This is a genomic window from Qipengyuania nanhaisediminis (assembly GCF_900115585.1).
Lineage (GTDB): Bacteria > Pseudomonadota > Alphaproteobacteria > Sphingomonadales > Sphingomonadaceae > Qipengyuania > Qipengyuania nanhaisediminis.
This window is the reverse complement of the sequence record NZ_FOWZ01000003.1, coordinates 146,317-166,837: the sequence shown is the minus strand read 5'-3', so window position 1 is coordinate 166,837 and position 20,521 is coordinate 146,317. Positions and strand designations below refer to the sequence as shown.

Below are 20,521 nucleotides of genomic sequence, written 5' to 3'. Positions count from 1 at the left end.
CTTGGAGGCAGGAAGTGTGGAAATAGCGGCGCTTGGGCGGCTTATTTCACAAAACAGGGCAATCCGTCGGTTTTCAGCGCATTGCACAGGCGATTGGCCGAAGCACGGTCACCGGCAACCGCCTGGAGCCTGTATACCGTGCCGATATCGACCTTCGCTTCTACCACGCGGTGGCGCACGCCGTTCAGCGCCTCGGTCTGGCGCATCAGTCTGACCCAGGCATCCTGCGCATCCGAACGCGTGGGAAACGCGCCGACCTGCACCGCAACGCCGGATAGGGCCGGCTCTACAGGTGTAGAGGAGGTAGTCGATGGTGTAGCATCTTCATCGTTCAGCGTAGTCGCGATTGAAGGTCCGGCAGCAGATGGAGCCGGATCGTCCGCCAAGCGCCCTTCCCGCGTCTGGCCTTCGCCGACAGCGAAGCTGGTGTCGCCGGTTCCGGCATAGGTCTTGCCGCCGGGATTTTCCGGGCGAGTCTTGTAGGGTTCGTCCGGCGCGGCAATCAGGCTGCCATCGGCCGGCGGTTCGTCGGCATGGCTGCCGAGCCAGTACCACGCCCCGCCGAGGAACGAGCCGACCAGCAGGATCGCCAGCACGCCGAGCAGCACGATGCGCGAGGTGGCAAAGCCGGTGTCGCCGTCATCCTCGTCGTCCGCTTCGAGCCAGGGCAGCCGCTCGTCGTCTTCGAGCAGTTCGAGGTTCTCGCCCTCGTCCCAGTCTTCGTCCCGGTCGTATTCGCCGCCCGCCATGCTCACATCTCCTCGACCGCTTCGACCCCCAGTATCCCTAGGCCGTTGCGGATCACCTGTCCGACCTGCGCCGCCACGAACAGGCGCGCTCCGGTCAGTTCGGCATCGCCTTCCTGGATGATCCGCTTTGCCGGATCGTCGTTACCCGCATTCCAGTAGCTGTGGAAGGCGGCGGCAAGTTCGCCGAGGAAGAAGGCGATACGATGCGGTTCGCGGGCACGTGCCGCGGCCTCTACGATACGCGGGAATTGCGCGGCTTCGCGCACCAGCGCGAATTCGCCTTCGCCCAGCCGGTCGAGATGGGCATCGCTCGGCTCGACACCCGCCTTGCGCAGGGTCGAACGGATACGCGCATGGGCATACTGCAGATAGAAGACAGGATTATCCTTGGAGGCTTCCACCACCTTGGCAAAGTCGAATTCCATCTGCGCTTCGGGCTTGCGGGTCAGCATGGTGAAACGCACCACGTCCTTGCCCACTTCCTCGACCATGTCGGCGATGGTGATGAAATTGCCCGAGCGCTTGGACATTTTCACCGGCTCGCCATCGCGCATCAGGTTGACCATCTGCACCAGCTTGACGTCGAAGGGCACATCGCGGTCGGCACCCTGCGTGAGCGCGGCGACTGCAGCCTTGATCCGTTTCACCGTGCCGGCGTGGTCCGCACCCCAGATGTCGATCATGGCATCGGCCTTCTCGGCCTTCTGGAAGTGGTATGCGAGGTCGGCCCCGAAATAGGTCCACGAGCCGTCCGACTTCTTGATCGGGCGATCCTGGTCGTCGCCGAACTGAGTCGAGCGGAACAGCGGCAGCTCCACCGGTTCCCAGTCTTCGGGCGGCGCCTTGCCCTTGGGCGCTTCGAGCACGCCGTCATAGACATAGCCGTGTTCGCGCAGCCACTTCTCGGCGTCTTCCGGTTTACCCGCCGCCTGCAATTCGGCTTCGGAAGCGAAGATATCGTGGTTGATACCGAGCAGCGCCAGGTCGGCGCGGATCATGTCCATCATCGCGGCGACCGCCTTCTTCTTGAAGAGCTGCAACCACTCGGCTTCGGGGGCGGAGGCGTATTTATCGCCGAATTTGGCGGCCAGGGTCTTGCCGACCGGCTTCAAATAGTCGCCGGGATAGAGGCCTTCGGGAATGCCCCCGATGTCTTCGCCCAGCGCTTCGCGATAACGCAAATGCGCCGAACGGGCGAGCGTATCGACCTGGCCGCCGGCATCGTTGACGTAATATTCGCGCGTGACGCCGTGGCCGGAAAATTCCAGCAATCCGGCCAGCGCATCGCCGACGACGGCGCCGCGGCAGTGACCCATGTGCATGGGTCCGGTCGGATTGGCCGAGACATATTCCACATTGACCGTGCGCCCGCCGCCCATGGCCGAGCGTCCGTAATCCGGACCGAGGGCCGCAATCGCTTCGAGCTCGCGCAGCCACGCGGTGTCGGCAAGGCGCATATTGATGAAGCCCGGTCCGGCAATGCTCGCCTCGGTGATGTCGGGCTCGCGGCCGAGATGCTCGATAATAAGTTCCGCCAGCGCGCGCGGATTGGTCTTGGCCTGCTTGGCCAGCACCATGGCGGCATTGGTGGACAGATCGCCGTGCGAGGGATCGCGCGGCGGTTCGACTGTCACGTTTGCACGGTTAGCGCCCGCGGGAAGGTGCCCTTCCATCTCTAGCGCATTGAGAACGGCGTCGATTTTCGCCGCGAACGAGGCGTGGAGTGTCTGCATTTCAGCCATGTCCGCGCGCCTAAACGAATCAGGCGAAATGGCAAGATGCGAGGGCGTTGCCGCCCCCGGATCGCGCGTCCCTGCTACCGGGGATCAGCGGGTGGCGTTGTAGCCCAGCTGTTCCTGCGTCAGCTGGAAGCCGATTAGCAGTTCGAAAGTCGCGCGCTGGACGGCGGCCCGCACTTCGGGATCGGCCAGCGGGTCGAGCGCTGCATCGGGATCGCCCGCACGGCGCTTGCGCGTAATGCGCTCGCGAATGTCGGTGGGCAGGGTCGCTTCCGCGCGATTGACGAAAGCAGCCGCCTTGCCGCTTGCGCTGGCGCGTTCCTGTCCGTCAGCGAAGGTCAGCGTGACCGTGCCGACACGCTTGGAAATGACTGCACTGCCGCCGCGCAGGACGGTCGAGAAATAGGGCAGTTCCACCGTGCGCGCGCCTCGCACATCGGCGCGGCGTGCAACGACATCGAAGCTGGCTTCGGAATAGACCTGTTCGCCCTGTTCGTTGCAGGTCGAGGTGAGGTTGGTGATTGCCGCCGTCACGTCGAGATCGGAAAGCGTGCGGGAATCGGCGCTGCGGAACAGCGTTACGTCACCCGTATAATCAGGAATGCCCACGGCCGGACATGCCGTCCTGACCGCGGTGATACCCACCGCATTGCCGGCCACGACCAATTGCCCGTCGCTCTTGCATCCGGCGAGTGCGAGACCCATTCCAAGAGCAGTAAGGAGGCGAAAGCGGTTCATCATGTCGGCGGCATTCCTCATGTGTTCGTATTCAATGACCCTGCCGGGGCGTGCGTGCCCTAGCTTGGCGCGATGCAAAGCGCTAGAGGGGCGCGCATGAACGCCCCCTTTCCATCCACCGCTTCGGGTAACGACCCGCGCCCGCCGCTCCAATTGCTGATCGCCGCACCGCGCGGTTTCTGCGCCGGAGTAGACCGTGCCATCGAAATCGTGGAGCGCGCGCTCCAGAAGTATGGCGCCCCGGTCTACGTGCGTCACGAGATCGTCCACAACCGGTATGTCGTGGACAGCCTGAAAGCCAAGGGCGCGATTTTCGTCGAAGAGCTGGATGAAGTGCCGAACGATGCGCCGGTGGTCTTTTCCGCCCATGGCGTGCCGAAATCGGTCCCCGCAGAGGCCGAACGCCGCAAGCTGCTCTACGTCGATGCCACCTGCCCGCTGGTCAGCAAGGTGCACCGCCAGGCGGAACGCCAGATCGAAAAGGGCCAGCACATCCTTTTCATCGGCCACGAAGGCCATCCCGAGGTCATCGGCACGATGGGCCAGGTGCCCGACGGCCAGATCACCCTGGTCGAAACCGTCGAAGACGTGGCGACCCTGCCCTTCACGCAGGAAGACGATTTGTCGTTCCTGACCCAGACGACGTTGTCGGTCGACGACACCCGCGAAATCGTGGAAGCGCTGCAGGCGAAATACCCGCAGATCGTCGCGCCGAAGGCGGAAGACATCTGTTACGCCACCAGCAACAGGCAGGCCGCGGTCAAGGAAATCGCCAGCGGCTGCGATCTGGTACTGGTGATCGGCGCGCCCAACTCCTCCAATTCGCTACGGCTCGTCGAAGTTGCCCAGCGCATGGGGACCGATGCCCGCCTGATCCAGCGCGCATCCGAGATCGAGCCCAAATGGCTCGAAGGCGTCGGCACGCTGGGCCTCACCGCTGGCGCTTCTGCGCCAGAGAAACTGGTTCGCGAAGTTGTCGACCGGCTGTCCGACTGGCGTGTGGTGACCGAAGAGGTCATCACTACCACGGAAGAGAAAATGGTCTTCAAGCTGCCGCGCCAGCTGACGGAATAACTGGCCGGATAGCTTGGCTGTTTACACCCATCTCGGTGCCGAGGACCTGGCGGAGCTGATCGGGCATTATGATGTCGGTGACCTGGTTTCGGCCAAGGGCATCGCGGAAGGCGTGTCGAATTCGAACTGGCTGATCGAGACGACCGGCGGGCGCTACATCCTCACCATGTACGAACGGCGGATCGACACGGGAGAACTGCCCTTCTTCCTCGGCCTGCTCGATCATCTGGCGGAGCGTGATTGTCCCGTGCCCGCAACCATCCACGATCGGTCTGGCGCGGCGTTCCGCACCGTCGATGGCAAGGCGGTCGCGCTCATCGAATTCTTGCCCGGCGTTTCCCCCAACCAGCCGACCGCGACGCAGGCACAGGCCCTTGGCACGGCACTGGCCGAGATGCATCTTGCCGCGCAGGATTATGCCCTTTCGCGCGAAAACGACCTCGCGCCCGTTGGCACGCTCGCCATGCTCGAAGCGCTGGACGCCGATGCGCTGGCCGCGATCGATCCCGCGCTACCCTCTGCGATCGACAGGGGCCGCGAGGTCGTGGCGGCATGGCCCGACGACCTGCCATCCTCGATTATCCATTCCGACCTCTTCCCCGACAATGTCCTGATGCTGGGCGATGCGGTATCGGGCATGATCGACTTCTATTTCGCGTGCCAGGGCGCAATGGCCTACGACCTTGCCGTGACCCACGCCGCATGGGCGTTCGACGGCACAGGCCGCACCTACGATCCTGCAATCGGAAGCGCCCTCGTCGAAGGATATTGTGCAGTCCGACCGCTTGGCGACGACGAGCGCGCGGCCATGCCATTGCTCGCCCAGGCCGCCTGCCTGCGCTTCGTCGCCAGCCGCGCAGAGGACTGGATCGAAACGCCTGCGGATGCGCTGGTCACGCGCAAGGATCCGATGGATTTCGTGCGCCGGTGGGATTTCTACGCCGAAAACGGCGCCGCGCTCTTCGCCTGAGGCGCTTTGCACGCTAGGGCCGCGCCGATGAAACAGATCGAACTCTTCACCGATGGATCGTGCAAGGGCAATCCCGGCCCCGGCGGCTGGGGCGCATTGCTGCGCATGGGGCGGCACGAGAAGGAGTTGTCGGGCAGCGATCCGGAAACGACCAACAACCGCATGGAAATGACGGCCGTGATCCGCGGCCTCTCGGCGCTGATCGAGCCGTGCCAGGTCGATATCTATACCGACAGCAAATACGTGATCGACGGGATCACGAAGTGGGTACACGGCTGGAAGAAGCGCGGCTGGGTCAATGCCAGCAAGAAGCCCGTCAAGAATGCGGAGCTATGGCACGACCTGATCGAGGCCGTAGCCCGGCACCAGATCGAATGGCACTGGGTCAAGGGCCATTCGGGTCACCCGGAAAACGAGCGGGTGGATGCCCTCGCCAACGCAGCCGCGGATCGCGCGCTCGTCGACGAGGGCTGAATATCAGCAGTTGTCGACGGTTTCCGCGCCGGGGCCGTTCTTCTGGATCGAAGCGATGGCGTTCTTGGCGCTGTCCTTCGAGCTGTAGCCTTCGGTCGAGAACATCGTTTCCGAATTGTACTTGAACCGCACGCGGTATTCGCCAGCCTTGTCCTTATAGATTTCGAAATGATGTCCCATCGGCATTCTCTCCCTTGGTGGATTGGATTCGCCGCCCACACTAACAAATGATGCAGTCTTGGCTAGGGGAAGCGAGCCGGAGAGTAGATCGAGGCGTCGATCGCTTCTGTCATCTCGTCCCGCGGCCTGTCCAGAAGCAGCTGCGAGGCGAGCCGCGCTGCTGCAGGCGAGGTCTGGATGCCGAAGCCCCCCTGCCCTGCAAACCACGCAAAGCCTTCGACCTTAGGGTCATAGCCATAGACCGGGGCGCGGTCGGGCGCAAAACTGCGCAGGCCCGCCCATTTGCGCTCCACCGCCTGGACCTTCCAATCGACCACGCCCTGCAGCCGGTCGATCGCTTCTGCCACGGCCAGTTCCTCGGGAGCAGCATCGCAGGCCGCGCTCGGTTCTTCGTCATGCGGGCTCAGCCACACCCGCCCGCTCTCGGGCTTGAAGTAGAACTTGCCCAAAATATCCAGCACCAGCGGCTGGTCGGGCGCAGGCGCGGGATCGGTCCGCAGCTGGATCACCGTGCGCCTGTAAGGCTGGATACCGAGCGGTTTCGCCCCCGCGAGCGATGCGACCTCGTCAGCCCATGCCCCTGCCGAATTGACGAGGACCGATGCGGCAAAGCTGCCACCCCGTTCGGTTCGAAGCGTCCAGCTTCCGTCTTCGCGGGCAACTCCAGCCAGCCTCGACCGGCATTCGAGCGTTACGCCCGAAGCATTTGCCCGCGCGAGGTAATGCGCATGGAGCGCCGCCACGTCGATATCCGCGCACGCCGGTTCCCAGATCGCGTCCGACCATTGCGGCCTGATTCCGGGGATCTTGCCTGCCAGGTCCTCTGCACCGATCCGTTCGATCGTCGCCCCGGTGTCCTGAAAGCGCGTCATGAAGGCATCGAGAGCTGTCCGGTTTTCTCCGCGCCCGATGTAGAGCGCGCCGCGCGGCGAGAGAAACCCGTTGTCGCGCAAATACTTTCCCGATGCGAGCGTGAGCGGCACGATCTCCGGCCCGCCGTAGCATTCCTCCCAGAATGCCGCCGAACGCCCGGTCGAATGATAGCCCGGCCGGTCTTCCGCTTCGAGGATGAGCACGCTGGCGCCCGCCTCGGCAAGTTCGGCCGCGAGGCTCGCACCGGCGATGCCGGCTCCGACAATGGCGAAATCGTAGACGGTCACTGCTTCGCCGGTACTACCCGGTCGAGGAATTCCGCAATACCGGCGAGAGCCTTGTCACGCACCGCGTCGACTTCGCGCAGGATTTCGTGCCGCGCCTCGTCACCGAACACGAGGACCTCGCCGCGTGGCAGGCGCTGTGCGGCGCGCACCGCGGCCTTGTGGCTGACCAGCTTGTCGTTCGCGGTCGAGACGATGAATACAGGCACCTGGACCTTCTCCATAGCGCCGGGCGCCTCGATAACACGGGTCGAGGCATAGGCGCGTTCGACCCAGCCCCAGCTTCCCGGGCCCATCACCAGTTCGGGGCGGTGTTCGCGCCACCACAATTCGTCTTCATACCGATCGTCGTCATGGGTCAGCAGGTCGCGCCGTCTTGCCGGGACCTCGCCCGGCTTTTCGCTCCATTTCCATGCCGGACGCGTCGGGGCACCGATTCGTGTCATCAGCTTTGCAACGCCGTGGAGCACGGGCAGGGGTAGCGGGGGACCGCTCATGCCGAGCATGGGCGCGGACAGCACGACCGCGTCGGGCGATACCACCCCGTCGACCAGCGCGCGCATGACGATGTGCCCGCCCATGGAATGCGCTGCCAGCACGTGCGGCCCGGGCGTGGATTTCACCCAGTCCGACCAGAAATGGTCGAGATCGGCCACCCAGTCGGAGAAATCTTCGACATGGCCTGTGATGGGATCATCGCCGAGGCGGCCCGATCCTGCCTGTCCGCGCCAGTCGGCAGCGGTGACGCGCCAGCCGCCGCGGTGCCAGCCGTCCAGCGTCTCGAGGTATTTCTCGTAGAAGTCGCCGCGCCCCGGCAGGAACAGGATCGATCCGCGCTCTTCCCCGCCCGCTCCCGGCCAGTCGATTCGGCGCAGCGTGTGACCGTCGGCTGCCTGCCACACGCTTTCGCTGGCGCTGGCCGGAATGGCGCGCCGGTCGATGGCGGCGTTATCTGTCTGCAAGTCGGCCTGGCTGATGGGTGTCTCCCGGTTCTGCGCAAAGGGCATGGTTACTATTTGGTAAGCATGTTTGAGTAGCACGGGCCCTCGATACTTACGTTCGGGGACGTCATGCACGACCAGATTTTCACCTACGTTCTGCTTGCCGGATTGGCAATCGGCCTGCTGTGGGCGGCGTTTACCGACCTGCGCAGCCGCACCATCGGCAACCGCCTGAACATTGCGATCGCGGCCGGCGCTCCGCTGTTCTGGTGGGCTACGGGACTGGACCTGTGGCCGGGCGTTGCAATGCAGTTCGGGCTGGCTGCGGCGACCTTTGCGGTGTGCTGCCTGTTCTTTGCCCTGCGCCAGATGGGCGGCGGCGACGTGAAGCTGCTGACCGCGCTGGCGCTGTGGTTCCCGCCGACAAATTTCGTGGTCCTCGTCATCATCATGGCGATGGCAGGCTGGGTCCTGACGCTTGCCATGGGCATGTGGGGCGTTGCCCATTCGCGCGTCGTCGGCGGCAAGCCGGTCCGCGATACGGTACTGCTGGGTGCCTTCACCCTGGTCGCCGCCAATTTCGCCAGCGCCGTCCTTGGCGGCCCGAAGCTGGCCATTCCTTCCGCAATCATAGAGCCGCTGGCAGCCAATGGCGCGACCTCAATACTGGTCGCCCTGGTGCCAGTCGCGATTCTCGCATTCGTCACGCTGGCATCGATCAAGATCATCCGCCGACACGACCAGCAACCACGCATTCCTTACGGACTCGCCATTGCCGTCGCAGGGCTCTGGGTCGCCGGCGGCGGGTTCGTCACACAAATTTCTGAAGCCGGGATCGGGTGACAACCCGATTTTAACCAATCGGGGTCTAGACACGGAAACCATAGCTGTCCGCACATAGATCACGCGGGCCATATGAGGGGGCTTAAAAGCCATGGATAGGAAGAAGCTGGTTCTGCTGGTTGGTGCACTGGTCGTTGCGATCGGTACGGCACTTGTTGCCCGCAGCATGTTCGCAGGAGCATCCGCTCCGCAGGCCAACGCGGCATCGCAAGTCGAAGCTGCAGGGCCCAAGGTCCTGGTTGCGCAGCGTGCGCTGCCGACCGGTACGATCATCACTGCAGATGCCATCGGCTATCAGCTGTGGCCGGAAGAGCTGGTTCAGGATGCCTACTTCCTGGACGGCGAAGCCGACATCACCAAGCTGATCGGTACGGTTGTCCGCCATCCCGTGACTGCCGGTGAACCGGTGACCCAGGGTTCACTGGTGAGCCCGGGCGACCGCGGCTTCCTGGCTGCGGCCCTCACTCCCGGCATGCGCGCCATCACGGTGCCCGTCGATGCGAAGAGCGGCGTTGCCGGCTTCGTCTTCCCGGGCGACCGCGTCGACATGGTCCTGACCCAGACGGTCCAGGGCACCAACGGCCAGGCGCTGAAAACGTCGGAAACCATCCTTCGTAACCTTCGCGTGCTGGCAACCGACCAGTCGACCACGCAGGAGACCGTCGATGGTGTGACGCAGGTCAAGGCCTTCCGCACGGTCACTATGGAAGTGACCCCGAAGATCGCCGAAAAGGTCGCCGTTGCGCAGACGATCGGTACGCTGAGCCTCGCTCTGCGCGCCATTGCCGACAGCGAAGGCGAACTCGAACGTGCCCTCGCCGCGGGCGAAGTCAGCATCCCCGACGATGCGACGCCCGAAGAGGAAGAGCGTATCCTTCGCACCGCCATGGGTCGTCCCGACGACAGCCGCGGCACCTATGTCACGGGCGGCGATGTCTCGCGCTTCCAGCGCAGCTCGATGCCGCCGCGCGGCGGGGCTGCACCGCAGTCGAACGACGACGGTCGCACTTTCTCGAACACGTCGGGTGCCGCCACTACGACATCGGCTCCGGTGAGCCGCGGTCCGATGGTTCGCGTGACGCGCGGCAAGACCACCGAAGCGGTTCCGCTTTCGATGGGCAGTGCAGTGCGCGGCATGAACGCTGCAGTCGGTAACGGTGCAGGCCGCGTCGGGGAAACCGCCCCGGTCGCACTCAGCACCCTTCGCTAAGAATTCAAGAGCTCAGGAAGCCATTCAGGGGGCAATTCCATGAAACGTCGTCTCTCCACCAAACTGCTGCTTGCCGGACTGGCCCTCGCGCCGCTGGCTGCCGCTCCGACGACCACGGCCACGGCCCAGTCGGTCGTTAGCCCGAGCCAGGACATCGTCCTCTCGATCGGTCGCGGTGAGCTCATCAACGTGCCCGGCGCGATGACCGATGTGTTCATCTCCAACGAGAATGTTGCCGATGTCCAGGTCAAGTCGCAGCGCCAGCTGTACCTGTTCGGCCGTTCGGGCGGCGAGACCACGGTCTACGCCAGCAACGCTCGCGGTGATATCATCTGGTCGGCCAATGTCCGCGTCGGTTCCAACATCGGCAGCATCGACCAGATGCTCGCCCTCGCCATGCCGGAAGCGAAGATCAACGTCGCTACCATGGGCAGCAACGTCGTCCTTCTGACGGGCACGGTTGCCGCACCCGAAGATGCCGCCGAGGCCCAGGCTCTCGTCGAAGCATTCGTCGGCGAGGAAACCAACGTCATCAGCCGCCTGCGCATGGCGACGCCGCTGCAGGTCAACCTGCAGGTCCGCATCGCCGAAGTCAGCCGCTCGGTCGTTCGCGCTCTTGGCGTGAACCTCCAGTCGCTCGACAGCACCAGCGGTTTCAAGTTCGGCATCGGCCAGGGTCGTGCAGCCAAGCTGTTCTCGCCCGGCACGACGCTCGGCATGAACGCCGACACGGTGGACGTGTTTACCGACCCGGGAACAGGTGAAGTAATCGAAACTCCGGCTACCTCGATCCTCGGCGCCGACCTCGGCAGCACGCTCGGTTTTGCCGGCAAGCTGCTCGGCCTCGATATCGGCGGCGCGCTGGACCTTGCGGAAACGCAGGGCCTCGTGACCACGCTGTCGCAGCCGAACCTGACCGCGCTCTCGGGCGAAACCGCCGAATTCCTTGCCGGTGGCGAATTCCCGATCCCGCTCAACCAGGGCCTAGGCACAACGACCATCGAATACAAGAACTACGGTGTGAGCCTCGCCTACACTCCGACGGTCCTTTCGAACGGCCGGATCTCGATCCGCGTTCGTCCGGAAGTCTCGGAACTGTCGGCACAGGGCGCGATCGAGTTCGAAGGCTTCCGCGTTCCCGCGCTTATCACGCGCCGTGCGGAAACGACCGTGGAACTCGGCTCCGGCCAGAGCTTCATGATCGCCGGCCTGCTGTCGAACAACGCATCGAACCAGATCGAAAAGGCTCCGGGCCTCGGTGACATCCCGATCCTGGGCAACCTGTTCCGCTCGACCGACTATCGTCGCGGCGAAACCGAGCTGGTCATCGTGATCACGCCGTATCTGGTGAAGCCGGTCAATGCGAGCGACATCCGCCTGCCGACCGACGGCTTCCAGAAGCCGACCGAATTCGACCGCCTGCTGCGCTATCGCGAAGCCGACGGCGTAAGCGGTGGGACGGGCCGTCCGGTCCCGACCGTCAGCGGCGCTGCCGGTTCGGCACCGCAGATCTCCTACGAGGGATCGGAAACCGGTGAACAGGTCGCCATGCCTTCCGAGGCACGCCGCGACGAGAAGACCGCCGCTGCCAAGCCCGGCTTCAGCTTCGAATAAGGGGACGAGACATGCCTAAAGCAATCAATCGCAAGCTTACCGCTTCGTTCGCAGCCTCGCTCGCCCTCGCACTGGGCGCCTGTGGCGGCATGAACATGGACAACCGCACGCTCTACAGCGTGAAGCAGCCGGTCGTTGAACGCTCGAACTATACGCTCGACGTGGCCACCAACGCCGATGGCCTGCCGATCTCCGAACAGCAGCGTCTCGCCGGCTGGTTCGAGAGCATGGACCTTCGTTACGGCGACCGCGTTGCCGTCGAAGACGCCACCGCTTCTGCTGCCGTGCGCGAGGATGTTGCCGAACTGGCAGGCCGCTATGGCATCCTGCTCGCGGAAGGCACCCCGGTCACGACCGGCTACGCCGAACCCGGCCAGGCCCGCATCGTCATCACGCGTTCTACCGCTTCGATGCCGCAATGCCCGGACTGGTCGCACACGGCCGAAGCCAACGAGAAGAACGCCACCAATCCGAATTACGGATGCGCCGTTTATGGCAATCTCGCCGGCATGGTCGCCAATCCGGAAGACCTGATCCAGGGCCAGCAGGGCACTGGAGAGACCGTCGTTACCACCTCGACCAAGGCCATCAGGGCCTATCGTGACGCAGAGCCGACCGGCGTGGACGGCCTGGCGACGATCAGCACGACCGAAGGAGGGTCCTAAACCATGAGCGCTTCCTTGAAATCCAGCATGCCGGGCAATCGCGATCCGTTCGCCGCCTTCATGTGCGACGAAACGGCGCTGGATGTCCTGCGTCCGGTCGTCATCGAACTCGGCTGGCAGCCTGAGAAATGCAACAAGGGCGGTCTGCGTAACGCGATCCAGTCCCTGTCGGTTTCGGCCAGCCCGAATATCCTGATGGTCGACCTGTCGGAAAGCGGCGACCCGCTGAACGACATCAACGCACTTGCCGAGGTTTGCGAACCCGGCACGGTGGTGATCGCGGTCGGCCAGGTGAACGACGTGCGCCTCTATCGCGACCTGCTTGCCAGCGGCATCCACGATTACCTGCTGAAGCCGCTTTCGGCTTCGGTCCTGCGCGATTCCCTTAACGCTGCACAGGCCGTTTTCATGGCCCCGCGCGGCGGCGAAGGCGAACAGACCCAGCGCCATATCTCGACCGCAGTGGTCGGTACCCGCGGCGGTGTCGGTGCCTCGACGATCGCGACCTCGCTGGCGTGGATGTACGCGGAAAAGCAGATGCCGACCGCATTGCTCGATCTCGACGTGCATTTCGGCACCGGCGCGCTCACGCTCGACCTGGAACCGGGTCGCGGCCTGACCGATGCAATCGACAATCCCAGCCGCATCGACGGCCTGTTCATCGAACGCGCGATGATCCGCGCGAACGACAATCTGGCCATCCTGTCGGCTGAAGCACCGATCAATTCGCCGCTGATGACCGATGGCTCGGCCTTCCTGCAGCTGCAGGAAGAGTTCCGCCACGCGTTCGAAATGACGCTGGTGGATATGCCGCGCAACATGCTGATCAACTTCCCGCACCTGCTGAACGACGTGAATGTCGTGACGCTGGTCACGGAAATGACGCTGGCTTCTGCCCGCGACACGATCCGCATCCTGTCCTGGCTCAAGACCAATGCGGCGCACGCCACTCCGGTGGTCGTCGCCAACAAGGTCCAGCCCGGTGCCGCGGAAATCAGCAAGGCCGATTTCGAAGCGTCGATCGAACGCGAGATCGATATCTCGATCCCCTACGACCAGAAGGCCGCTGCCAATGCTGCAAAGCTCGGCAAGACCTTCGTCGACGCCAACGGCTCGAGCAAGGCCACCGCTGCGATCAAGCAGCTGTCGTCGCGCATCATCGGCCTTGGCGACGAGGACAGCGAAGAAGCGGCGCATGTCGGTGGCGGCAAGAAGTCGCTGCTGGGCAGCTTCGACATCAAGTCACTGCTCGCCAAGAAGGACAAGGGCCAGGTCGAAGAGGCCTGAACGGGGATCGAGGAGTGACCTGGCTCTGATCGGCCGCGTCACTCCATCCTCACGGTAAGTTTACGGTACGGGACGGAGAGACACGATGAACATTGTCCAGCTCATGCTGGTAGCCGGCGGGATCCTCGCGCTGCTCGTGCTCGGATACGTGGCCTTCGCCGGCCCCGATGCCGGCAAGCAGAGCCAGCGCCGTCTCCAGCAGCTGCGTTTCCGCCACTCGGAAAGCACCGACGCGAAAGTCGAATCCCAGCTGAAGAAAGCGATTGCAGCCCGCAAGCCCAAGCAGTTCAAGCAGGCCGGTTCGGGTTCGCGTATCGAAGCGCTCGCCATCCGCCTGGACCGGACCGGCAAAGGCTGGACGCTCAGCCAGTACGGCTATGCATCGCTCGGCCTCGGCCTCGTCGCCGCTCTCGCGATCTTCCTCAAGTCGGGTTCGCTCGGCCTGGCACTGGGCATCGGCGTTTTCGTCGGCGCAGGCATTCCGCACTTCGTGGTGAGCCGCGCGATCAAGAAGCGCACCAACCAGTTCAACGTGAAATTCCCGGACGCGATCGAACTGCTCGTTCGCGGTCTTCGCTCAGGTCTTCCGGTTACCGAAACCCTCGCCGTCGTGGCGCAGGAAGTTCCCGGCCCGGTCGGCGTCGAATTCAAGGGCATCGTCGAGCGCATCAAGATCGGTCGCACCATGGAGGATTCGCTCCAGCAGACCGCCGACCGCCTCGGCATCCCGGAATTCAACTTCTTCTGCATCACGCTCGCCATCCAGCGCGAAACCGGTGGTAACCTGGCAGAGACGCTGTCCAACCTTTCGGACGTGCTGCGCAAGCGTGCCCAGATGAAGCTCAAGATCAAGGCGATGAGCTCGGAATCGAAGGCTTCGGCCTATATCGTCGGCGCCCTGCCCTTCATCGTCTTCGGCCTGATCTGGTGGATCAACCCGTCCTACATCGGCGCGTTCTTCACCGACGATCGTCTCACCGTAGCCGGCCTTGGCGGCCTGGTCTGGATGAGCATCGGGGCCTTCATCATGGCCAAGATGGTCAGTTTCGAAATCTAAGGCACGAGGAAGCGATATCATGGAACCCGCAAGCGGCCCTACCCTCCTCGGCTTCGACGTTATCCTCGTCGGCTCGATCCTTGCCGGGATCGCAGCACTGGCCGTGTTCGTGGCGATCTATTCGGCCGTCACGATCAAGGACCCGATGGCCAAGCGCGTGAAAGCGCTCGAAGGTCGTCGCGAGGAGCTCAAGCACGGCCTCGTCACCACCAGCGCCCGTAAGCGCCAGAGCCTCGTCCGCAAGAACGACACGGCCGACAAGGTGAAAGACACGCTGGGCAGCATGAAGGTGCTGCAGCAGAGCCAGGTCGAGGACATGCAGCAGAAGCTGGCCTGGGCCGGCTATCGCAACAAGGAAATCGCGGTCGTGCTTATCGGCCTGCGCATGATCCTGCCGATCATCCTCGGCGGTATCGCCTTTACCTTGCTTTATGTCGTCGAAATCCAGCCTGACTGGCAGTTCAAGCGCGTGGCAGCACTCGCTGCAGCGGTCTTTGCTGGCTACAAGGGACCGGAACTTTTCCTGTCGAACAAGGCGGCCAAGCGTACCGATGCGATCCGCAAGGGCCTGCCCGACGCGCTCGACCTCCTGGTCATCTGTGCCGAAGCCGGTCTGACCGTCGACGCCGCTTTCAACCGCGTCGCCAAGGAACTGGGCCGCGCCTATCCGGAACTGGGCGACGAATTCGCGCTGACCGCGATCGAGCTGTCGTTCCTCAACGAACGCAAAACCGCCTTCCAGCATCTCGCCTATCGCGTGAACCTCGAGGCGGTGCAGGGCGTGGTGACCACCATGATCCAGACCGAACGCTACGGTACGCCGCTGGCCAGCGCACTGCGCGTCCTGTCGGCAGAATTCCGTAACGAGCGCATGATGCGCGCCGAAGAGAAGGCCGCGCGTCTTCCGGCCATCATGACCGTTCCGCTGATCATGTTCATCCTGCCCGTGCTGTTCGTGGTCATTCTCGGACCGGCAGCCTGTTCGATCGCAGACGCCTTCAGCGGCGGGGTCGGGAAGTAACAGAAACCAAACCCGAAAACGGGTCGCTATAGGAAAGCCTGGTCGACTGCCTAGTCGGCCAGGCTTTCTGCGTCGAAGTCCCCGGCATTGTCGCGTACGCGCGAGAGCATGTCGCGCAGCGCCACGCGCTCGTCTTCGCTGAGGACCGAGAACAGTTCCTGTTCGATCTTCAGCGCCAACGGCATGATCCCCGCGTGGACCGCCTTGCCTTCCGCGGTCAGGGCCAGCAGGTGCGAGCGTCCGTCCTTGGCATTGGGCGTGCGTTCGGCAAGCCCGCGGCTTTCCAGCGTCTTGCAGGCGCGGTTGACCGGCACCTTGTCCATCAGCGTCTGCTGCGACAGTTCGCGCTGTGTCAGCGGGCCGCTATCGCCGAGCACGGCCATGATGCGCCACTCGGTCGTCTTGAGCGCGAAACGCTTGCGATACTGTTCCGCAATCCGGGTCGAGACCGCATTGGATGCGACCGAAAGCTGGTACGGCAGGAAATCGGCGAGGCGTTTGGCTGGCTGGCGGCTTGGCATGGGCGTAGCTGTAATGCCCTCACCCGACATGACAAGGCCGTTGCGCGTGTGACTATCACATCTGCAACTACTCGAAGCCGGGCTCGTCCCACCACGGGTAGAAGTCGGGCATGTTCTCGCCGACCGTGTCCGGATAGGCGGGCGGCCGCTTTTCGAGGAAGCTCGCAATGCCTTCCTTGGCATCCGCACTGCGGCTGAGGCGATAGATTGCGCGGCTGTCGATGCGGTGGGCCATCATCGGATGATCCGTCGTCGACAGGCGCCACAGCATGGCACGGGTCATGGCCACCGACACGGCCGAGGTATTGTCCGCGATCTCGCGCGCGAGCCCCATCGCGGCATCCATCAGTTCGCCTTGGGGGTGGAGAGATCGCACCAGCCCGCGATCAAGTGCTTCCTGCGCATCGAACACGCGGCCCGTCATACACCATTCCAGCGCGGTCTGCATGCCGACGAGGCGCGGCAGGAACCAGCTGGAGGCCGCTTCGGGCGTGATCCCGCGCCGCGCGAACACGAAGCCGAAACGCGCATTGTCGCTCGCCAGCCGGATATCGAACGGCAGCTGCATGGTCGCGCCCACGCCCACGGCTACACCGTTGCAAGCACCGATCAGCGGCTTCTTGGAATTGAACAGGCGCAAGGTCAGCCGTCCGCCGCCGTCGCGCACGCGCTCGTCCGACAGGTCCTCGACCGGATTGGGGTCGGAGAAGACGTGACCCCCGCCCTCAGGCGTCAGGTCGGCTCCTGCACAGAATGCCCGGTCGCCATGGCCGGTCACGATCACCGCGCGCACGCTGTCGTCGGCATCGGTCACATCCAGCGCATCGATGAATTCCGCCATCATGGTGCGGGTGAAGGCGTTCATCTTCTCGGGCCGGTGCAGCGTGACGGTGGCGACGCCGTCGGCGATGTCGAGCTTGATCTGCGTGTAGTCGGTCATTTTGCTTTCCCTCGTGTCTCTCTCGAACGGGATGGAACACGGGGAACAGCGTCGTGGCAAGTGGGAAAGCCTATCGCCAAAGCAAACGAGGCGCGCCCGGTGGACGCGCCTCGCGAATTTGCGGGTGTTTCCTACGCCCGGATCAGAACGACTTGCGCAGCTCCACATGGAACTGCCTGCCGCGTGCGGAGTGCAGTTCGCTGAAGTAGCCATAGGTCTCGTCCGCCAGCGGCGGATCTTCACCGAACAGGTTGTTGATCGCAAAGCGCAGCCGCGTCCCGTCGAGCGCGGTGTCGTTATTGATCGTGTAGGAGATCGAGAAGTTCACGGTGAAGAAGTCGTCGACCCGATAGAAATTACCGTTCGGATCGTCGGTCTCGATCAATTCGTCGCGGGTGACGCTGGTGTCCCAAACCTCGCCGACATAGGAACCGAACAGGCCGACATCGACCGGTCCGCTCTCCCAGTTGATGGCGCTGCTGAACCGCCATTTCGGGCGTCCCTCGATCTCGAGCAGTTCGCCCAGGCCCTCTACGCTCACATCTGGCGGCAGCGTTCCGGCTTCGATTGCGTCGAGCAATTCCTGCCCTTGCGGACCGGCGGACTGGACGAAGCTTTCGAGGCGGGCGGCGTTGAAGCGCAGGCGGAAGTCGCCGAGGCCGAAGTTCGGCACGTCGTAGAACATTCCGAAGTCCCAGCCCTTCGACACGCGGCTGTCGAGGTTGAGGTAGGGATCGAGCACCTGGATGATCGCACCTGCCGGGGCAAGGCTCGTGCCGGTAAACAGGGCGATATCATCCGCCGTCGGATCTTCGCGGATCACGTTCGGATTGGTGCTGCCGTTGAGACGGCGCAGCAGGTCGAGCGCGATGGCATTGTCATCGCCGAAAGTGCCGACCAGCCCTTCCTGCTTCACGCGCCAATAGTCCGCCGTCAGCGTCAGACCGGGGATGAAGACCGGCTCCAGCACCACGCCGAGGTTGATGCTGGTGCTGTCTTCGGGTTCGAGGTCGCGTGCGCCCGAACGGAAGCTGATCGTCCCTGCACCCGGGCAGGCGCCGAGGTTTTCCAGCGTGCCCTTTTCGACGCGGGCCTGGCAGACCACGAAGTCGTCACGCGTGTTCGAACGCGTGGTGCCTTCATCGTTCACCTGTACGAGGTTCGGCGCACGGAAACCCTGCGACCATGCACCGCGCAAGGTGACGCCGGGGAAGGTGGTCCAGGACGCGGCAACGCGCGGCACGATTGCCGTCGCATCGATATCGTCGAAATGCTCGATACGGCCAGCAAGCTGGAGGTTCAGTTCCTCCACCAGCGGGATATTCATGTCGGGCGCGACCAGCGGGACGAAGACTTCAGCAAAGGCCGAATAGACATCGCGCGTGCCGTCAGTGTCCGGTGACGGGCTGGTGCCCGCGACATCGCTGCCGTTGAAATCGCCAGTCACGCTGTCGGTGAAGGTGACCGTCCCGTCGAGGCGCGGGTCGCGATCGTCGTAGAAAGTCTCGCGGCGGAACTCGATGCCTGTCGCCACGCCGACATCGCCGCCCGGAAGGGTGAAAAGGTCATCGCGGCTGAGCTTGAAGTCGGCAAGCGCGAGGCTGGTGCCGCCCTTGCGGAACACGTCGATGCGGAACGGATCGATCGAGGAAGCCGGATTGGGCGTGCAATCGCCCTCGCCCGGATCGTCCAGGCAACCGCCGTTGAAGGGGTTGTAGGCGTCGGGCGTCGTCAGGTTGATCTGCTGCTGCATCAGCGTGAGCGACACGCGGTTGCGGGCAAGGTCGATCAGGTCGGCCTCGGAATAGAGCAAGCCGGTGTCGAAGTCCCACGCTCCAAGCGACCCGCGCAAGCCAGCGACGAGGCGATAGGTATCCTTGTCGACCGTCACGTCGCGGTTGCCGACATCGACGAAACGATAGCGTTCCATGATGAGATCGGCCCCGCCTGCGGCAATGGTCGTGCCCGGCAGGCGATTGGGATTGGGCGAACCGTCCGCCAGCGTCGTCGGGCCGAAGGGATTCCAATAGGCATCGCGCGCAATGCCGACCGGCACCGCGCTCAGGATGGCAGAAGCCTCGATATTGCGGCGGTTTTCGGAGCGGTAGTAGCTGCCCTCGAAATAGGCCTCGACATTGTTCGACAGCTCGTAACTGAGCAGGGCCATCGCATTGTAGCGTTTCTTCGCGCTGATCAGATTGTTGCCGAAATTGGTGTTGTAACGGACCGCGGTGGTCGGCGTGGTGCCGTTGCGCGCGCAGATGCCGTTGCCGAAATCGAGGCGGCAGCCCGGGAAAGTGGAGGGCTGGAGGTAGAAGTCGTCATCGCCGATCGGGGTGCGGCTGGACGGGGCCTGGATGTCGAACTGGCCGAACGGGCCGAATGTGTTGCGGTTGTTGAACGAGGCATCGCCTTCGAAGTCCGTGCCCTCGACCAGCGGGAGGCGATTGTCCTCGCCCGCGTAATCGCGCTCTGAAGCCAGCATGCCGTTTTCTTTGAAATAGCCGCCGTAGACGGTCAGATTCCCGCGGCCTCCGCCGAAATCGAAGCCGTAGCCGCCGCTGATCGAGTAGTTGTAGAGGCTGGTGCCTTGCGACGCGCGCCAGTCGGCCTCCAGGAAGCCACCGGTGCGATTGCCGCGCAGCACGGTGTTGATGACGCCGGCCACGGCATCGGCGCCGTAGATGGCCGATGCGCCGTCGCGCAAAACTTCGAGGCGCCGTACGCTGCCGGGTGCGATTTCATTGGTATCGGCACTCACGACGGGAACGAGCAGTTCCGTCTGGAAACCCGGGTGCAGCGTCATACGCCGCCCGTTGATCAGCAGCAGCGTATTGCCCGTGCCGAGATCGCGCAGGTTGATCGAGCCGACGTCGCCGCGCGCGCTGTTCTGTGTGGTGGCGTTCTGTTCGTTGAAGGCCACCGTGCCCGCCTGCGGGATGGAGCGGAAGAGTTCGTCGCCCGATGCCGCACCGGTGTTCTCGATCGCGGTTTCGTCGAGCACGGTCACCGGCAGGACATCGTTGATCTGGGCACCCCTGATCTGTGTCCCGGTTACCACGATCTGGTTGGAATCGTCGGCTTCTTCGGGAGAAGCGGGCGCTGCCTCCGACTGCGCATATGCCGTTCCATGCATCAGCGCGAGAAAGGCAGTCGAAGTAACTAAAGAACGGAATTTTGACAGTTTCTGGGACATGACTCACCCCTGCAAAAGCAACCCGCATCAATGCTTGTCCCGGCGGATTTCTTCGGCAACAAAAAACGGCCGCAGTCCCTAGCGAATTTTCGCTACTTGTAATTTAACTTGACAATTTCTTGCGTTCGGCATCGCGCCTCGAAAG

The 20,521-nt window shown here is 63.7% G+C and carries 19 protein-coding genes; 10 read left to right on the top strand and 9 right to left on the bottom strand.

Going from position 1 to position 20,521, the window contains the following annotated elements; genetic code table 11:
- Positions 1–41: 41 nt before the first annotated feature.
- The 3 genes from BM173_RS09640 to BM173_RS09630 form a co-directional block, all read right to left on the bottom strand.
- Entirely contained in the window at positions 42–749 is a 708-nt protein-coding gene (locus BM173_RS09640) for an SPOR domain-containing protein (protein ID WP_090480740.1), read from the bottom strand.
- A 2-nt stretch (positions 750–751) separates the two neighbouring features.
- Positions 752–2,491 carry an arginine--tRNA ligase gene (argS, locus tag BM173_RS09635; protein ID WP_090480737.1) on the bottom strand — a complete coding sequence of 580 codons (1,740 nt, stop codon included), beginning with the start codon at positions 2,489–2,491 and terminating at the stop codon, positions 752–754.
- Between the two features lie 84 nt (positions 2,492–2,575).
- Entirely contained in the window at positions 2,576–3,229 is a 654-nt protein-coding gene (locus BM173_RS09630; RefSeq protein WP_090481552.1) for a hypothetical protein, read from the bottom strand.
- 93 nt (positions 3,230–3,322) lie between these two features.
- Here BM173_RS09630 and ispH point away from each other — a divergent pair, with 93 nt between their 5' ends.
- From ispH to rnhA, 3 genes are read left to right on the top strand one after another with little or no spacing between them, the layout of a single operon-like run.
- Positions 3,323–4,300 carry a 4-hydroxy-3-methylbut-2-enyl diphosphate reductase gene (gene ispH / locus BM173_RS09625; RefSeq protein ID WP_090480735.1) on the top strand — a complete coding sequence of 326 codons (978 nt, stop codon included), beginning with the start codon at positions 3,323–3,325 and terminating at the stop codon, positions 4,298–4,300.
- A gap of 13 nt (positions 4,301–4,313) precedes the next feature.
- The gene (gene thrB / locus BM173_RS09620) at positions 4,314–5,270 is read left to right on the top strand and encodes a homoserine kinase (protein WP_090480732.1); all 957 of its coding nucleotides are present in this window, start codon (positions 4,314–4,316) and stop codon (positions 5,268–5,270) included.
- Between the two features lie 27 nt (positions 5,271–5,297).
- Positions 5,298–5,744: a ribonuclease HI gene (gene rnhA / locus BM173_RS09615; protein WP_090480729.1), complete on the top strand. Its 447-nt coding sequence runs from the start codon at positions 5,298–5,300 to the stop codon at positions 5,742–5,744.
- A gap of 3 nt (positions 5,745–5,747) precedes the next feature.
- Here the strand turns inward: rnhA and BM173_RS09610 are convergent, their stop codons facing one another.
- The 3 genes from BM173_RS09610 to BM173_RS09600 form a co-directional block, all read right to left on the bottom strand.
- Positions 5,748–5,924 (bottom strand): YegP family protein, encoded by a 177-nt coding sequence (locus BM173_RS09610; RefSeq protein WP_090480726.1) that lies wholly within the window; start codon positions 5,922–5,924, stop codon positions 5,748–5,750.
- 62 nt (positions 5,925–5,986) lie between these two features.
- The gene (locus BM173_RS09605) at positions 5,987–7,084 is read right to left on the bottom strand and encodes an NAD(P)/FAD-dependent oxidoreductase (RefSeq protein ID WP_090480723.1); all 1,098 of its coding nucleotides are present in this window, start codon (positions 7,082–7,084) and stop codon (positions 5,987–5,989) included.
- A complete protein-coding gene (locus BM173_RS09600; protein WP_245755844.1) occupies positions 7,081–8,043 on the bottom strand; it encodes an alpha/beta fold hydrolase in 963 nt (320 codons plus the stop codon). Before BM173_RS09600 ends, BM173_RS09605 begins: the two co-directional genes overlap by 4 nt.
- A 108-nt stretch (positions 8,044–8,151) precedes the next feature.
- On the opposite strand from BM173_RS09600, the gene BM173_RS09595 reads away from it, so the two are divergent.
- The 7 genes from BM173_RS09595 (at position 8,152) to BM173_RS09565 (ending at position 15,719) form a co-directional block, all read left to right on the top strand.
- Positions 8,152–8,865 (top strand): A24 family peptidase, encoded by a 714-nt coding sequence (locus tag BM173_RS09595; RefSeq protein WP_090480717.1) that lies wholly within the window; start codon positions 8,152–8,154, stop codon positions 8,863–8,865.
- 91 nt (positions 8,866–8,956) lie between these two features.
- The gene (gene cpaB, locus BM173_RS09590) at positions 8,957–10,075 is read left to right on the top strand and encodes a Flp pilus assembly protein CpaB (protein WP_090480714.1); all 1,119 of its coding nucleotides are present in this window, start codon (positions 8,957–8,959) and stop codon (positions 10,073–10,075) included.
- Positions 10,076–10,114: 39 nt separating this feature from the next.
- Positions 10,115–11,689 (top strand): type II and III secretion system protein family protein, encoded by a 1,575-nt coding sequence (locus tag BM173_RS09585; RefSeq protein ID WP_090480710.1) that lies wholly within the window; start codon positions 10,115–10,117, stop codon positions 11,687–11,689.
- 11 nt (positions 11,690–11,700) lie between these two features.
- Complete coding sequence (locus BM173_RS09580) at positions 11,701–12,354, top strand: CpaD family pilus assembly protein (RefSeq protein ID WP_090480707.1); 654 nt, start codon at positions 11,701–11,703, stop codon at positions 12,352–12,354.
- A 3-nt stretch (positions 12,355–12,357) separates the two neighbouring features.
- Positions 12,358–13,641 carry a nucleotide-binding protein gene (locus BM173_RS09575; protein WP_090480704.1) on the top strand — a complete coding sequence of 428 codons (1,284 nt, stop codon included), beginning with the start codon at positions 12,358–12,360 and terminating at the stop codon, positions 13,639–13,641.
- 85 nt (positions 13,642–13,726) lie between these two features.
- Positions 13,727–14,698 carry a type II secretion system F family protein gene (locus BM173_RS09570; protein WP_090480701.1) on the top strand — a complete coding sequence of 324 codons (972 nt, stop codon included), beginning with the start codon at positions 13,727–13,729 and terminating at the stop codon, positions 14,696–14,698.
- Positions 14,699–14,717: 19 nt separating this feature from the next.
- Positions 14,718–15,719 (top strand): type II secretion system F family protein, encoded by a 1,002-nt coding sequence (locus BM173_RS09565; protein ID WP_263617748.1) that lies wholly within the window; start codon positions 14,718–14,720, stop codon positions 15,717–15,719.
- A 50-nt stretch (positions 15,720–15,769) separates the two neighbouring features.
- Here BM173_RS09565 and BM173_RS09560 read toward each other — a convergent pair whose 3' ends face one another.
- The 3 genes from BM173_RS09560 to BM173_RS09550 form a co-directional block, all read right to left on the bottom strand.
- On the bottom strand, positions 15,770–16,240 hold the full coding sequence (locus tag BM173_RS09560) for a MarR family winged helix-turn-helix transcriptional regulator (protein ID WP_090480696.1): 471 nt from the start codon (positions 16,238–16,240) through the stop codon (positions 15,770–15,772).
- A 67-nt stretch (positions 16,241–16,307) separates the two neighbouring features.
- The gene (locus BM173_RS09555; protein WP_090480693.1) at positions 16,308–17,180 is read right to left on the bottom strand and encodes a crotonase/enoyl-CoA hydratase family protein; all 873 of its coding nucleotides are present in this window, start codon (positions 17,178–17,180) and stop codon (positions 16,308–16,310) included.
- 142 nt (positions 17,181–17,322) lie between these two features.
- Positions 17,323–20,316 carry a TonB-dependent receptor domain-containing protein gene (locus BM173_RS09550; RefSeq protein ID WP_245755843.1) on the bottom strand — a complete coding sequence of 998 codons (2,994 nt, stop codon included), beginning with the start codon at positions 20,314–20,316 and terminating at the stop codon, positions 17,323–17,325.
- Positions 20,317–20,521: the final 205 nt, after the last annotated feature.